10 protein-coding genes are annotated in these 13,454 nt (G+C 71.7%); 8 read left to right on the forward strand and 2 right to left on the reverse strand.

The window, feature by feature from the left end:
* Positions 1 to 11: 11 nt before the first annotated feature.
* Positions 12 to 725, reverse strand: a complete 714-nt coding sequence (locus ABGB11_RS34780; protein WP_347639728.1) for a (Fe-S)-binding protein — start codon at positions 723 to 725, stop codon at positions 12 to 14.
* A gap of 52 nt (positions 726 to 777) precedes the next feature.
* Complete coding sequence (locus ABGB11_RS34785; RefSeq protein ID WP_347639729.1) at positions 778 to 1,842, reverse strand: substrate-binding domain-containing protein; 1,065 nt, start codon at positions 1,840 to 1,842, stop codon at positions 778 to 780.
* Between the two features lie 302 nt (positions 1,843 to 2,144).
* Between ABGB11_RS34785 and ABGB11_RS34790 the strand changes: the two genes are divergently transcribed.
* The 8 genes from ABGB11_RS34790 (at position 2,145) to ABGB11_RS34825 (ending at position 13,445) form a co-directional block, all read left to right on the forward strand.
* The gene (locus ABGB11_RS34790) at positions 2,145 to 3,683 is read left to right on the forward strand and encodes a sugar ABC transporter ATP-binding protein (RefSeq protein ID WP_347639730.1); all 1,539 of its coding nucleotides are present in this window, start codon (positions 2,145 to 2,147) and stop codon (positions 3,681 to 3,683) included.
* 79 nt (positions 3,684 to 3,762) lie between these two features.
* Entirely contained in the window at positions 3,763 to 4,875 is a 1,113-nt protein-coding gene (locus ABGB11_RS34795; RefSeq protein WP_347639731.1) for an ABC transporter permease, read from the forward strand.
* On the forward strand, positions 4,872 to 5,861 hold the full coding sequence (locus tag ABGB11_RS34800) for an ABC transporter permease (RefSeq protein ID WP_347639732.1): 990 nt from the start codon (positions 4,872 to 4,874) through the stop codon (positions 5,859 to 5,861). Before ABGB11_RS34795 ends, ABGB11_RS34800 begins: the two co-directional genes overlap by 4 nt.
* 82 nt (positions 5,862 to 5,943) lie before the next feature.
* Entirely contained in the window at positions 5,944 to 7,029 is a 1,086-nt protein-coding gene (gene rhaS, locus ABGB11_RS34805; RefSeq protein WP_347639733.1) for a rhamnose ABC transporter substrate-binding protein, read from the forward strand.
* 10 nt (positions 7,030 to 7,039) lie between these two features.
* The gene (locus ABGB11_RS34810) at positions 7,040 to 7,375 is read left to right on the forward strand and encodes an L-rhamnose mutarotase (protein ID WP_347639734.1); all 336 of its coding nucleotides are present in this window, start codon (positions 7,040 to 7,042) and stop codon (positions 7,373 to 7,375) included.
* A gap of 105 nt (positions 7,376 to 7,480) precedes the next feature.
* A complete protein-coding gene (gene rhaI / locus ABGB11_RS34815; RefSeq protein WP_347639735.1) occupies positions 7,481 to 8,692 on the forward strand; it encodes an L-rhamnose isomerase in 1,212 nt (403 codons plus the stop codon).
* A 2-nt stretch (positions 8,693 to 8,694) separates the two neighbouring features.
* Positions 8,695 to 10,176 carry a BNR repeat-containing protein gene (locus ABGB11_RS34820; protein WP_347639736.1) on the forward strand — a complete coding sequence of 494 codons (1,482 nt, stop codon included), beginning with the start codon at positions 8,695 to 8,697 and terminating at the stop codon, positions 10,174 to 10,176.
* A gap of 26 nt (positions 10,177 to 10,202) precedes the next feature.
* Complete coding sequence (locus tag ABGB11_RS34825) at positions 10,203 to 13,445, forward strand: family 78 glycoside hydrolase catalytic domain (RefSeq protein ID WP_347639737.1); 3,243 nt, start codon at positions 10,203 to 10,205, stop codon at positions 13,443 to 13,445.
* Positions 13,446 to 13,454: the final 9 nt, after the last annotated feature.

Genomic DNA, 13,454 nt, shown 5'->3' on the forward strand with positions numbered 1-13,454 from the left:
CATCGCTTCGCTCATGACGGGTCCTCCTCGGTGGAGGCCAGGATCTCGGCCAGGTGGACGGCCCGCACCCCCGCGCGGGTGCGGGTGAGCGCGCCCCCGATGTGCATCAGGCAGGAGTTGTCGGCCGCGCACAGCGCCTCGGCCTTCGTCTCCCGGACGGCGGTGACCTTGTCCGCGCACATCGCCGCCGACACCTCGGAGTTCTTCAGTGCGAACGTCCCGCCGAACCCGCAGCACTCGGTGGCGTCCGGCAGGTCGACCAGGTCGATGCCGCGGACCTCGCGCAGCAGCCGCAGCGGGCGGTCGCCGACGTGCAGCATCCGCAGCGAGTGGCACGTCGGGTGGTAGGTGACGCGGTGCGGGAAGTACGCCCCGACGTCGGTGACGCCGAGGACGTCCACCAGGAACTCCGACAGCTCGTACACCCGCGACGCCACCCCGGCCGAGCGCGGCGCCAGCCGGGGATGCCAGTCCCGGATCATCGCCCCGCAGGAGGCGGACGGCGTCACGATCGCGTCGTAGGGCTCGAACGTCTCGGCGAACCCCTTGACCAGGGGGAGCGCCTGCCGCCGGTAGCCGGTGTTGAGATGCATCTGCCCGCAGCAGGTCTGCGTTTCGGGGAACTCGACGTCGTGGCCGAGCCGCCGCAGCAGCCGGACCACCGCCTTGCCGGTCCCCGGGAACATCGTGTCGTTGACGCAGGTGAGGAACAGCGCGACCTTCATGAGGCGGGCCTCCTGCGGGGGGCGGCCCCCCACGCCCCCCGGTTCGCTTCGCTCATTTGCTTCCTCCGGAGGGGGAGCGGCTGGACTCGCGGACCACCAGTTCGGGCTGGAACATGACCTGCTGGTGGGCGTGCCCGCCCGACTCGTCGCACTCCTCCAGCAGCAGCTCGGTCGCGATCCGGCCGAGCTGGTACGTGGGCTGCCGCACCGAGCTGAGCGGGACGGCCGCCGCGGCCGAGAACTCGATGTCGTCGTACCCGATCAAGGCGACGTCAGTCGGCACCTTCACCCCGGCCTGCAGCAGGACGCGCAGCACGCCGAGCGCGAGCAGGTCGTTCGCGCAGAAGATCGCGTCGGGCAGCGGCGGGCCCGCCTCCAGCAGCCGCCGCGCCGCCTCCTGCCCGGACCGGGCGTTCATCGCCCCGACGGCCACCTCGCGCATCGCCTCGCGGCCGAGGCCGGCGCCGCGCAGCGCCCGCAGCGCGCCCTTGCGGCGGTCGGCGCACTGGCGCAGCACCGTCGGCCCGGTGACGAACGCGAGCGTGCGGGCGCCGCCGTCCAGCAGCTCGCCCACGGCCAGCTCGCCGCCCGCGACGTCGTCGACGGCGACCGAGCACTGGTTGGCGCGCGGCGTCGGATGGTCGAGCAGCACCACCGGGACGTTGCGCTCGCGCAGCCGGTCGGCGGTCTCGCCGTCGTCGCCGACCGGGGTCAGCAGCACGCCGCGGACCCGCTGCTCGGCGAACACCCGCAGGTTGCGCTGTTCCCGCTCGTCCGACTCGCCCGACGACGACAGGATCACCGCGTAGCCGCGCTCGCTGGCGGTGTCCTCCACCCCGCGCGCCACGTCGGTGAAGAACGGGTTGCCGAGGTCGAGCACCATGAGGCCGATCGTGCTGCTGTGCCCGGCGCGCAGCGTGGACGCCGAGCCGTTGCGGACGAAGCCCAGCTCGCGGATCGCCCGCTCGACCCGGTCCCGGGTCGCCGCGGCGACCCGCTCGGGCCGGTTGAGCACGTTGGACACGGTGCCCGGCGAGACACCGGCGTGCGCCGCGACCTGCTTGATCCCGACCGTCCTGCGCGGGCTCTCGGGACGTCCGGTGTCGTCAGTGCTCAATCCGTGTGCCCCCGGTCCGTCCGCGTCCTGTGTCGCCGCTCACTTTGGGTCATCGGATTAAAACGTGTCAACCCCGGAGTCGGGACGCGGGCGCGCCAAACCTCGCTGGCCGGTCCCGGCCGCGGTCGATTTCGAAAACTCCGGCGCCCTTGCGAGCACGGGCTTTGTGCAGGCTCAGCGGGTGCCTGCCGGGAGATCACCTCTTGACGAGTGCTCCGGCTCACATCTAGCGTCCTCCGCAACATCCTGTTAAAACGTTTTTCATTCATACGTCACAGACGTCCCCCGCGAGGAGGGCCGCGATGGGTGCACCGGGCCGGTCGGCGCCGCCGACATTGGCACTGGTCAACGTGAGTAAGTCGTTCGGCGCCGTGCGCGCCCTCCAGGGCGTCACGCTGGAGCTCCACGCGGGCGAGGTGCACGCACTGGCCGGCGAGAACGGCGCGGGCAAGTCCACCGTCGTAAAAACGTTCGCAGGCGTGCACCGTCCCGACGCGGGCGAGGTGCGGGTGGACGGCACGGCCGTCGCCTTCGGCGGGCCCGCCGACGCGCAGGCCGCCGGCGTCGCGGTCATCTACCAGGAGCCCACGCTGTTCCCCGACCTGTCGGTCGCCGAGAACATCTTCATGGGGCGCCAGCCGCGCGGCGCGCTCGGCCGCATCGACCGCCGCGCCATGCACGCCGAGGCCGCCCGGCTGTTCGGCCGGCTCGGCGTCGCGCTGGACCCCCAGCAGCCCGCCCGCGGGCTGTCCATCGCCGACCAGCAGGTCGTCGAGATCGCCAAGGCCATCTCCCGGGACGCGCGGGTCCTCATCATGGACGAGCCCACCGCCGCGCTCACCGGCCAGGAGGTCGCGCGGCTGTTCACGGTCACCCGCACCCTGCGCGACCAGGGCTGCGCCATCCTGTTCATCTCGCACCGGCTGGAGGAGATCTTCGAGCTCTGCCAGCGGGTCACCACGCTGCGCGACGGCACCTACGTCGGCACCGACCGCACCGAGGACATCACCGCCGACGACCTCGTCCGCCGGATGGTCGGCCGCGACCTGGACGCGCTCTACCCCAAGCAGGACGTCACGCCCGGCGAGGTCGCGCTGAAGGTCGGCCGGCTGACCCGCGAGGGCGCCTTCACCGACGTCTCCTTCGAGGTCCGCCGCGGCGAGATCGTCGCGCTGGCCGGGCTCGTCGGCGCGGGCCGCAGCGAGGTCGCCCGCGCGATCTTCGGGGTGGACCGCTGGGACGCCGGCCGCGTCGAGGTCGACGGCCGTGCGCTGCCCGCCGGCAGCCCCACCGCGGCGATGTCGGCCGGGCTCGCCCTCGTCCCCGAGGACCGCCGCCAGCAGGGCCTCGTCATGGACATGTCCATCGAGCGGAACATGGGCCTCACCCAGCTGAAGGCGCTGCGCCGCCAGACCGGGCGCGGCGGGCTGATCTCCCGCAGGGTCGAACGCGACCGCGCCGCCGACTGGGGCCTGCGCCTCCAGCTCAAGTACTCCCGCCTCACCGACGCCGTCGGTGTGCTGTCCGGCGGCAACCAGCAGAAGGTCGTGCTCGCCAAGTGGCTGGCCACCGAGCCGGCCGTGCTGATCGTGGACGAGCCGACCCGCGGCATCGACGTCGGCACCAAGGCCGAGGTGCACCGGCTGCTGTCGGAGCTGGCCGCGCAGGACCTGGCGGTGCTGATGATCTCCTCCGACCTGCCGGAGGTGCTCGGCATGGCCGACCGCGTCCTGGTCATGCACGAGGGCCGGCTCACCGCCGAGATCGCCCGCGCGGACGCGACCGAGGAGAGCGTGATGGCCGCCGCGACCGGCCGGCCCGGCAGTGGAAAGGCGGCCTGATGATCCCCGCAGCGAAGCGAGGATCTTCAGGCCGCCCGCCCGGGGGTCTGGGGGTCGCCCCCCAGAAAGGCAGGGCCTGATGACCGTCCTCGCACAGTCCCCGGCCAAGCCGGGCTCGGGCGGGCCGCCGGGCGGCGGCCGCCGCCTCGTCGACCTGGTGCTGCGCGCCCGCGAGCTGAGCATCCTCGGCGCGCTCGTCCTGCTCGTCGTCGGCACGACCCTCGCCAACCCGCGGTTCCTGTCGGGGCAGGGCGTCAAGGACATCTTCCTCAACGCCTCGATCCTGGTGCTGCTCGCCGTCGGGCAGAGCATGGTCGTCGTCACCCGCAACATCGACCTGTCGGTCGGGTCCGTCGTCGGGCTCGTCGCGTTCAGCGCCGGCAAGTTCGCCTCCGGCGGCGACCGCAACGTCGTGCTGGTCGTCCTGGTGGGCGTCCTCATCGGCCTGGTCTGCGGGCTGGTGAACGGCCTGCTCGTCAGCTTCTGCCGCGTCCCCGCCCTGGTGGTCACCCTCGGCACGCTGTACGTCATCCAGGGGCTCGACTACCGCATCGCGCACGGCGACCAGATCGGCGCCGCCGAGCTGCCGTCCTCGGTGCTCAAGCTCGGCAACGACGGCGTCCTCGGCGTCCCGTACCTGCCGATCATCACCGTGGTCGTGATGCTCGCGGTCGGCTACTACCTGCGCTCCTACTCCTCCGGACGCGAGTTCTACGCGATCGGGTCCAGCCCCGAGGCCGCGATGCTCGCGGGCGTGCCGATCCGCCGCCGCGTCCTGACCGCCTACCTGGTCAGCGGCGCGCTGGCCGGCCTCGCCGGGGTGCTGTGGCTCGCCCGGTTCGGCACCGTCGTCGCGGACGCCGCGCACGGCTGGGAGTTGACGGTCGTCAGCGCCGTGGTCGTCGGCGGCGTCGCCATCACCGGCGGCGTCGGCACCGTGTACGGGGCGGCGCTCGGCGGGCTGCTGCTCACCACCATCGGCAGCGTGCTGGTGGTGCTCAAGGTCAACTCGTTCTGGCAGGACGCCATCACCGGTGTCCTGCTCCTGCTGGCCATCAGCGTCGACCGGCTCCTGGCGCTGCGCGTCACCCGCGCGCTCAGACAGCGGTCGCTGGAGTCCACCGTCCACCGGGACGTGAACGGCGGCGGCGCGGCCGGGACCGCCGAGGCTTCGAAGGAGGGCCGGGCATGAGCCGCCTGATGCGGTGGGAGACCGCCGTCACCGCGCTGCTGATCGTGGTGTTCGCGAGCGGGGCCGGGTTCTCGCCCGACTTCGCCAACAACGACAACCTGTCGTTCGCGCTGGACGACCTCAGCGAGATCGCGCTGATCGCGCTGCCGATGACGCTGCTGGTGGTCTGCGGGCAGGTCGACCTGTCGGTCGCCTCGATCCTCGGCCTGTGCAGCGCCCTGACCGGCAAGCTGTGGGACGGCGGCATGGCGATCGAGACGATCATCCCGATCGTGCTCGTCGTCGGCCTGGTCTGCGGGCTGGTCAACGGCCTGCTCGTCACCAGGCTCGGGCTGCCGTCCCTCGCCGTGACGATCGGCACGATGACCCTCTACCGGGGGCTGGCGTACGTGACCCTCGGCACCGGGGCGATCTCGGAGTTCCCCGTCGCCTACACCGACCTCGCGACCCAGTCCATCCCGGGCACCCCGATCCCGTACCCGATCGCGCTGTTCGCCGTGCTCGCCCTCCTCACCGGCGTCGTCCTGCACGCCACCGGCATCGGGCGGTCGCTGTTCGCGATCGGCGCACAGGAGGACGCCGCCTACTTCGCCGGCGTCCGGGTCAAGCGCATCAAGCTCATCCTGTTCGTGGTCTCCGGCCTCGTCGCCGGGTTCGCCGGCATCGTCTACACGCTCCGCTACGGCAGCGCCCGCGCCGACAACGGCCTCGGCCTGGAGCTCACCGTCATCGCGGCGGTGCTGCTCGGCGGCGTCGACTTCGACGGCGGCAAGGGCACCCTCGGCGGCGTCATCGCGGCCGTGCTGCTCATCGGCCTGCTCCGCAACCTGCTGATGCTCAACGACGTGTCCACCGAGGTCCAGTCCATCGTCACCGGGCTGCTGCTCATCATCAGCGTCCTCACGCCGCGGCTGATCGCCGTGGTGCGCGAGGCACAGGGCCGGCGGCGGGGCGCGCGACCCGCGGTCCCCGCCGCCGCACCATGACCCGCCGAGACCCGCCGAGACCGTCCCCCGCCGCGTCCACCCCCACCCCGAAGCACGACCCGGAATTCTGAAAGGCATCCTGATGACCACTCGTTTGCGCGCCCCGCGCCGGCTGGCCGCCGTCGCCACGGCGAGCGTCCTGGCCCTCAGCCTGGCCGCCTGCGGCGGAACCACCAAGGACTCCTCGTCCGGCTCGGGGGACGCCAAGGCCGGCGGGAACGCCTCCGCGAACCCGAACGCGCCGCTGAAGAAGGGCCTGAAGCTGGCCTTCCTCCCCAAGCAGGTCAACAACCCCTACGAGACGATCGTCGACAACGCCGGCATCGCGGCGACCAAGGAGTTCGGCGGCGAGGCCAAGGAGGTCGGCCCGTCCGACGCGTCCGCGTCCTCGCAGGTCTCCTACATCAACACGCTGATCCAGCAGCGGCACGACGCGATCCTCATCGCCGCCAACGACGAGAACGCGGTGTGCGGCCCGCTCAAGCAGGCGATGTCCAAGGACATCAAGATCGTCGCCTACGACTCCGACACCAACCCCGACTGCCGCGACCTGTTCATCAACCAGGCCAGCTCCGAGGAGATCGGCCGCAGCGAGGTCAAGCTGCTGTCCGAGCAGATCGGCGGCAAGGGCGAGATCGCGATCCTGTCGGCGACCGCGAACGCCACCAACCAGAACACCTGGATCAAGTTCATGCAGGACGAGCTGAAGAAGCCGGAGTACTCCGGCCTGAAGCTCGTCAAGATCGCCTACGGTGACGACGACGACCAGAAGTCGTTCCAGCAGACGCAGGGCCTGCTGCAGGCCTACCCGAACCTGAAGGGCATCATCTCGCCCACCACGGTCGGCATCGCCGCCGCGGCCCGCTACATCTCCGGCTCCAAGTACAAGGGCAAGGTCGCGCTGACCGGCCTCGGCACCCCGGACCAGATGCGCAAGTTCGTCAAGGACGGCACGGTCGAGGCGTTCGAGCTCTGGGACCCCAAGAACCTCGGGTACCTCGCGGCCTACGCGGCGGCGGCGCTGTCGTCCGGCCAGATCACCGGGGCGCAGGGCGAGAAGTTCAAGGCCGGCAAGCTCGGCGAGCGCACGATCGGCGCAAACGGCGAGGTCATCCTCGGCCCGCCCACGGTGTTCGACGCCAAGAACATCGACCAGTACCACTTCTGATCCCGATCAGATGACGTCGCCCGGAAGCCGGAAGCGCGTGTGCTTCCTGCTGAAGGTCAGGCAGGACCGCCTGGAGGAGTACAAGCTGCGCCACCAGGCGGTCTGGCCCGACATGCAGAACGCTCTGCGCGAGACCGGCTGGCACAACTACTCGCTGTTCCTGCGGGAGGACGGCCTCCTCGTCGGCTACCTGGAGACCGACGACTTCGAGGCCGCCCAGGAGGCCATGGCCCGCACCGAGGTGAACGCCCGGTGGCAGGCGGAGATGGCGCAGTACTTCGAGGACCTCGACGGCCGCCCCGATGAGGGCATGCGGCCGCTGACCGAGGTCTTCCACTTGGACTGACCGGTGACTGGAACGGAGCGCCAGCGGAGTGGAGGGCACCGGTCAGTCGCACTTGCCGGGGGGTCTGGGGGGTCGCCCCCCCAGCTTTATAGGAGAGAGGTAACCGTGACAGACACCAGCGCGGTGAAGGACGCCCTGCGCCGCCAGCAGATCGAGACTCCCTCGTGGGCGTACGGGAACTCGGGGACCCGGTTCAAGGTCTTCGCCCAGCGGGGCGTGCCGCGCACCCCGCAGGAGAAGATCGACGACGCCGCGCAGGTGCACCGCTTCACCGGCGTCGCGCCCAGCGTGGCCGTGCACATCCCCTGGGACAAGGTGGACGACTACGCCGCGCTGGCCGCGCACGCCGAGGAGAGGGGGGTGCGGATCGGGGCGGTGAACACCAACGTCTTCCAGGACGACGACTACATGCTCGGCAGCGTCACCAACCCCGATCCCGCCGTCCGCCGCAAGGCCCTCGACCACCTCCTCGAAGCGGTCGACATCATGGACCTCACCGGCTCCCGCGACCTGAAGCTGTGGTTCTCCGACGGCACGAACTACCCGGGGCAGGACGACATCCGCGCCCGCCAGGACCGGATGGCCGAGGCCCTCGCCGCCGTCTACGAGCGGCTCGGCGACGACCAGCGGTTCCTGCTGGAGTACAAGCTGTTCGAGCCCGCGTTCTACATGACCGACCTGCCGGACTGGGGCGCCTCCTACGCGCACTGCGTGAGGCTCGGCCCGAAGGCGCAGGTCGTGGTGGACACCGGGCACCACGCGCCCGGCACGAACATCGAGTTCATCGTGGCGTTCCTGCTGCGCGAGGGGAAGCTCGGCGGGTTCGACTTCAACTCCCGCTTCTACGCCGACGACGACCTGATGGTGGGCGCTGCCGACCCCTTCCAGCTGTTCCGCATCATGCACGAGGTGGTGCGCGGCGGCGGCTACGACGCGTACACCGGTGGGGTGGCGACCCCCCACACCCCCCGGCAAGAGCGCGGAGCCGGCGTGGCTTTCATGCTCGACCAATGTCACAACATCGAGCCGAAGATCCAGGGCCAGATCCGCTCGGTGATGAACGTCCAGGAGGCCACCGCCAAGGCGCTGCTGGTCGACATGGACGCGCTGCGCGCCGCGCAGGAGTCCGGCGACGTCCTCGGGGCGAACGCGGTGTTCATGGACGCCTACAACACCGACGTCCGGCCGCTGCTCGCCGAGCTGCGCGAGGAGATGGGCCTGCACCCGGACCCGGTCGCCGCCTACAAGGCGTCCGGCTACTACGAGCGGGTGGCCGAGGAGCGCAAGGACGGCCAGGCCGCCGGTTGGGGAGCCTGACCATGGCCGGGACGCTCCGCCGGGGCGGCGCCGCGACCGCGGCCCTGGCCACCGCAGCCCTGGTCGCGGCGGCGCTCACCGGCGCCGGCCGGGCCGACGCCGCCGCGCCCGCCGGGGAACGGGCCGGAGGCCCGGCCCTGCAGAGGCTGAAGGACACGCGGCTGGACGCGGAGGCGCTGTACTTCGTGTCCTACGACGGCCTGGTCAACAACGGCTCGTTCCAGCAGAGCGGCATCCTCACCTACGCGGGCTACCAGTACGCCGGCTGGTACACGGCCGACCGCAGCGCGGTCATCGCGCGGCGGCACCTGCCGAACGGCGCGTGGAAGCCCGTGACGCTGCCGCACAAGCTCAGCACCAACGACTCGCACAACGTCATCTCCATGGGCGTGTCGCCGCAGGACGGCCGCCTGCACGTGGCGATGGACACCCACGGCAACCAGGTCTACTACACCAGGTCCGAGCCGGGGCTGGCGTCCGATCCGAGTCCGAGCCGCTGGGACGCGTCCCGCTTCGGACCGGTCCAGCGCACCCTCGACGGCACCGACCTGGGCGGCATCACCTATCCCCAGTTCGCCGTCACGCCAGAGCGCAGGCTCCAGCTCGTCTACCGGACGGGCGGCTCCGGCAACGGCACCAACGAGATCGCCGAGTACGACGCGGCGGGCGGGGGCGCCTGGACCAAGCTCGGCAAGTGGTCCAGCGCCGCCGGCACCTACTCCGGCAACGGGCAGACCAGCAACGCCCGGAACATGTACGTGCACGGCATCACCTACGGCCCGGACGGCCGCCTGCACGCCGCGTTCACCTGGCGCGAGCAGAACTTCGGCGTCCTGTGCCACCCGGGCGGCCTGTCCAACCACGACACCGGCTACGTGTACTCCGACGACCGCGGCCGCACGTGGCGCAACGACGCCGGCCAGACGGTCGGCACCACCGGCACCGCGGACCAGGTCGCCCTCGACGACCCGGGCCTGGTCGTCGACCCGCTCGACCCGAACCACGCGCTGATGAACCAGGAGAGCCAGGCCGTGGACGCGGCCGGCCGCCCGCACGTGATCATCAGCTACGTGCCGGGCCGGTTCACCCAGTGCGTCACCGACTTCACCGCCCAGCGCAAGGCGTACTCGCGCACCTTCCACCTGACCCGCGACGCCGCCGGGACATGGCGCAAGGTCGAGATCCCGGTGCCGAACGAGGCGTTCGGCCGCTCCCGGATCGTGTTCGACAAGGCGGACAACGCCTACGTGATCATGCCGTTCGGACGGATCGCCGCCGCGAGCAAGGCCGGCGGCTGGACCGACTGGAAGCTGCTGTTCGACGGCACCCACTACAGCGGCGACCGCACGCTCAACGCCTTCGGCGAGGTCCTCGTCGACGACTCCCGGGTCGCCTCCGACGGCGTCCTGTCCGTGATGTACCAGCAGAAGTCCACCGGCACCACCCCGTCCCCGATCCGCGTCATCGACTTCAAGCTCGGCTAGACAAGGTCGACAAGGAGCACCCGAGGATGCCCCCAACCTCACCACGTCGCTGGACCGCCGCCGCTCTCGCGGCCGGGCTCGTCCTCGCCGTCGCCGCCCCCGCCCACGCCCGGGAGAAGGCGGCGCTGAGCGTCGCCGGGCTGGAGACCGAGCACGCCACCGCCCCGATCTCCGTCGCCGACCCCAAGCCCCGGCTCGGCTGGCTGCTGACCTCGCACGAGCGGGGCCAGCGGCAGACCGCCTACCGCATCTCGGTCGCCACCGCCGACGGCGGCCGCACCGTCTGGGACTCGGGCCCGGTCTCCGGGGCCCGCTCCTACGACGTCCGCTACGGCGGCCCGGCGCTCAAGCCCGCGACCCGCTACACCTGGCGGGTCAAGGTCGCCGACGCCGAAGGCGACTGGACCGGCTGGAGCAAGCGGACCTGGTTCGAGACCGCGCTCGCCAAGGACGGCTGGCGCGGCTCCTGGATCGGCGCCCCCGGCGACGCCGCGTCCACCCCGGACCTGAAAGGCACCAACTGGATCTGGTACCCCGAGGGAGAGCCGGCCACCGAGGCGCCCGCCGCGTCGCGCTACTTCCGCGGGACGTTCGACCTCGCCTCGGTGCCGCAGGGCGCCCGCCTGGTCATGACCGGTGACGACGGCTTCACCGCGTGGGTGAACGGCGCCGAGGCCGGGTCCCGCGACCCCGCCCCGGAGGCGGAGAACTGGCGGCGCCCGATCGTCGTCGACGTGACGTCCAAGCTCCGGCAGGGCCGCAACGTCATCGCCGTCAAGGCCACCAACGGCCGGGTCAGCCCGGCCGGGCTCCTCGGCAGGCTGGAACTGCCCGGCCAGGAGCCGGGACGGTTCGACACCGGCGCGGACTGGCGCTCCGCGAACGAGGAGCCGTCCGGCGACTGGCGGGCGGCGGACTACGACGACGCGGGCTGGGCCGAGGCGAAGGTCCTGACCGCCTGGGGCGGCGCGCCGTGGGGCGAGGTGAACCCCGAGCGGCCCACCCTTCCCGAGCCGCTGCTGCGCCGCGACTTCGCCGTCCGGGGCAAGAAGATCGCCAAGGCCAGGCTGTACGCGGCTGCCGCCGGGTACGCCGAGCTGAGCCTGAACGGCAAGCGCGTCGGCGACGAGGTCCTCGAACCCGGCTTCGTCCGCTATGACAAGCGCGTCGAGTACACCACCCACGACGTCACCCGGATGCTGCGGCGCGGCGGCAACGTGATCGGGGCGCGCCTCGGCCGCGGCTTCTACGGGATGACCCAGCAGAACGTCTGGAACTGGCACTCCACGCCCTGGACGGCCGAGCCGCGGCTGCTGGCCCAGCTCGTCGTCACCTACGACGACGGCAGCACCCAGACCGTCGCGACCGACGGGACGTGGCGGTACGCCGAGGGCCCGGTCCGTTTCGACTCCCTCTACGGCGGCGAGACCTACGACGCCCGCGAGGAGAAGCCCGGCTGGGACCGCCCCGGCTTCGACGCCTCCGCCTGGAAGCAGGCGGCGGGCGTGTCCGCGCCGACCACCACCGTGGTCCCCGAGGAGCACGAGCCGATCAAGGTCGCGCGCACGCTGCGGCCCGTCTCGGTCACCAGCCCCAAGCCGGGCGTGCACGTGTTCAAGATGCCGCACAACACCGCCGGCTGGGCCCGCATCCGGACCCGCGGCCCCGCGGGCACGAAGATCACCCTCAAGTACGGCGAGAGGCTCAACGCCGACGGCACCGTCCAGTCCGGCAACGGCCTGGTCACCGGACGCTCCCAGACCGACGAGTACATCCTCGCCGGGCGCGGGACGACCGAGACCTGGGAGGCCCGCTACACCTACAAGGGCTTCCAGTACGTCGAGGTGACCGGCTGGCCCGGCGAGCCCCCCACGGTCGCCGACCTCGACGGCCGCGAGGTGCACAGCGACCTGAGCTCGGTCGGCTCGTTCGGCAGCTCCAACAAGCTGTTCAACACGCTGGAGACCGCCACCCGGCAGACCGTCCTCAACAACTGGCACGGCATCCCGACCGACACCCCGATGTACGAGAAGAACGGGTGGACGGGCGACGCCCAGCTCATGGCCGAGATGGAGATGGGCCGCTACGACCTGCGGCGGCTGTTCACCAAGTGGATGACCGACCACCGCGACAGCCAGGGCTCGAACGGGCTCGTCCCCGCGATCGTCCCCGACAACGGGTGGGGCCTCGGTGACGGGTGGCCGTCGCCGCCGTGGCACGCCTCGTTCACCGTCATCCCGTGGCAGATGTACCAGCGGTACGGCGACCGCGACGTCCTGGCGGACAACTACCCCGCCATGCGCCGCTACCTGGACGGCTGGCTCACCCGCGCCGACGGCGAGGGGCTCTATCCGAGCAAGCTGAACGACTACCTGGCCCCCGGGTACGGCGGCAACACGCCCGAGGACATGCGGCTGCACGGCACCGCCTACACCTACTCCAACACGCTGATCGTCGCCGGTATCGCCGAGGTCCTCGGTCAGGACGCCGACGCGGCCCGCTACCGGGCGGCGGCGGCGAAGATGAAGGACGCCTTCAACAAGGCGTTCCTGCGCGGCGACGCCTACGTCACCGCGACCGACCCCGGCTACCGGCAGACCAACGCGCTGATCGCGCTGGCCCTCGGGCTGGCGCCGCAGGAGGCGCAGAAGGCCGTCACCGACCGGCTCGTCCGGGACGTCCAGGAGCGCGGCGACCACCTCAACACCGGCGCGCTCGGCACCAAGTACCTGCTGACCGAGCTGACCGCGCGCGGCCACGGCGACCTGGCCTACAAGGTCGCCACCCAGCGCACCTACCCGAGCTGGGGCTACTGGGTCGACAACGGCGCGACGACGCTGTGGGAGCGCTGGGACCTGGACGCCCGGTCCCGCGACCACGTGTTCCTCGGCGGCGCCATCGGCGAATGGTTCACCGAGGACCTCGCCGGGATCGAGCCGGCCGCGCCCGGGTTCGACCGGATCAGGATCGCGCCACAACCGCTGGGCGACCTGACCTCGGTGAACGCCTCGGCGCCCACCCCGCACGGCCCGGTCGCGGTCCGGTGGACGAAGTCCGGCTCCGGATTCGTCCTCCGCGTGACCGTCCCGGTCGGGACGACCGCCGAGATCGAGCTGCCCGCCGCGACCGCGGACCGGGTCACCGAGAGCGGGCGGGCGCTCGCCTCCGCCCGGGGCGTGCGCGTCCTCGGAGCCGGGGCCGGCGCCAACGGGAGCGTCGTCCGGCTGGAGGCCGCGTCCGGCTCGTACACCTTCCACGCACGCAAGTGAGGAGATATC

This window comes from Actinomadura sp. B10D3 (genome assembly GCF_039871695.1).
GTDB classification, from domain to species: domain Bacteria; phylum Actinomycetota; class Actinomycetes; order Streptosporangiales; family Streptosporangiaceae; genus Spirillospora; species Spirillospora madurae.

Bases quoted from the DNA above. Each gene is read 5' to 3' on its own strand.
- ABGB11_RS34780 (WP_347639728.1), bottom strand. From the start codon at position 725: ATGAAGGTCGCGCTGTTCCTCACCTGCGTCAACGACACGATGTTCCCG.
- ABGB11_RS34790 (WP_347639730.1), top strand. From the start codon at position 2,145: ATGGGTGCACCGGGCCGGTCGGCGCCGCCGACATTGGCACTGGTCAAC.
- ABGB11_RS34795 (WP_347639731.1), top strand. From the start codon at position 3,763: ATGACCGTCCTCGCACAGTCCCCGGCCAAGCCGGGCTCGGGCGGGCCG.
- ABGB11_RS34800 (WP_347639732.1), top strand. From the start codon at position 4,872: ATGAGCCGCCTGATGCGGTGGGAGACCGCCGTCACCGCGCTGCTGATC.
- rhaS (WP_347639733.1), top strand. From the start codon at position 5,944: ATGACCACTCGTTTGCGCGCCCCGCGCCGGCTGGCCGCCGTCGCCACG.
- ABGB11_RS34810 (WP_347639734.1), top strand. From the start codon at position 7,040: ATGACGTCGCCCGGAAGCCGGAAGCGCGTGTGCTTCCTGCTGAAGGTC.
- ABGB11_RS34820 (WP_347639736.1), top strand. From the start codon at position 8,695: ATGGCCGGGACGCTCCGCCGGGGCGGCGCCGCGACCGCGGCCCTGGCC.
- ABGB11_RS34825 (WP_347639737.1), top strand. From the start codon at position 10,203: ATGCCCCCAACCTCACCACGTCGCTGGACCGCCGCCGCTCTCGCGGCC.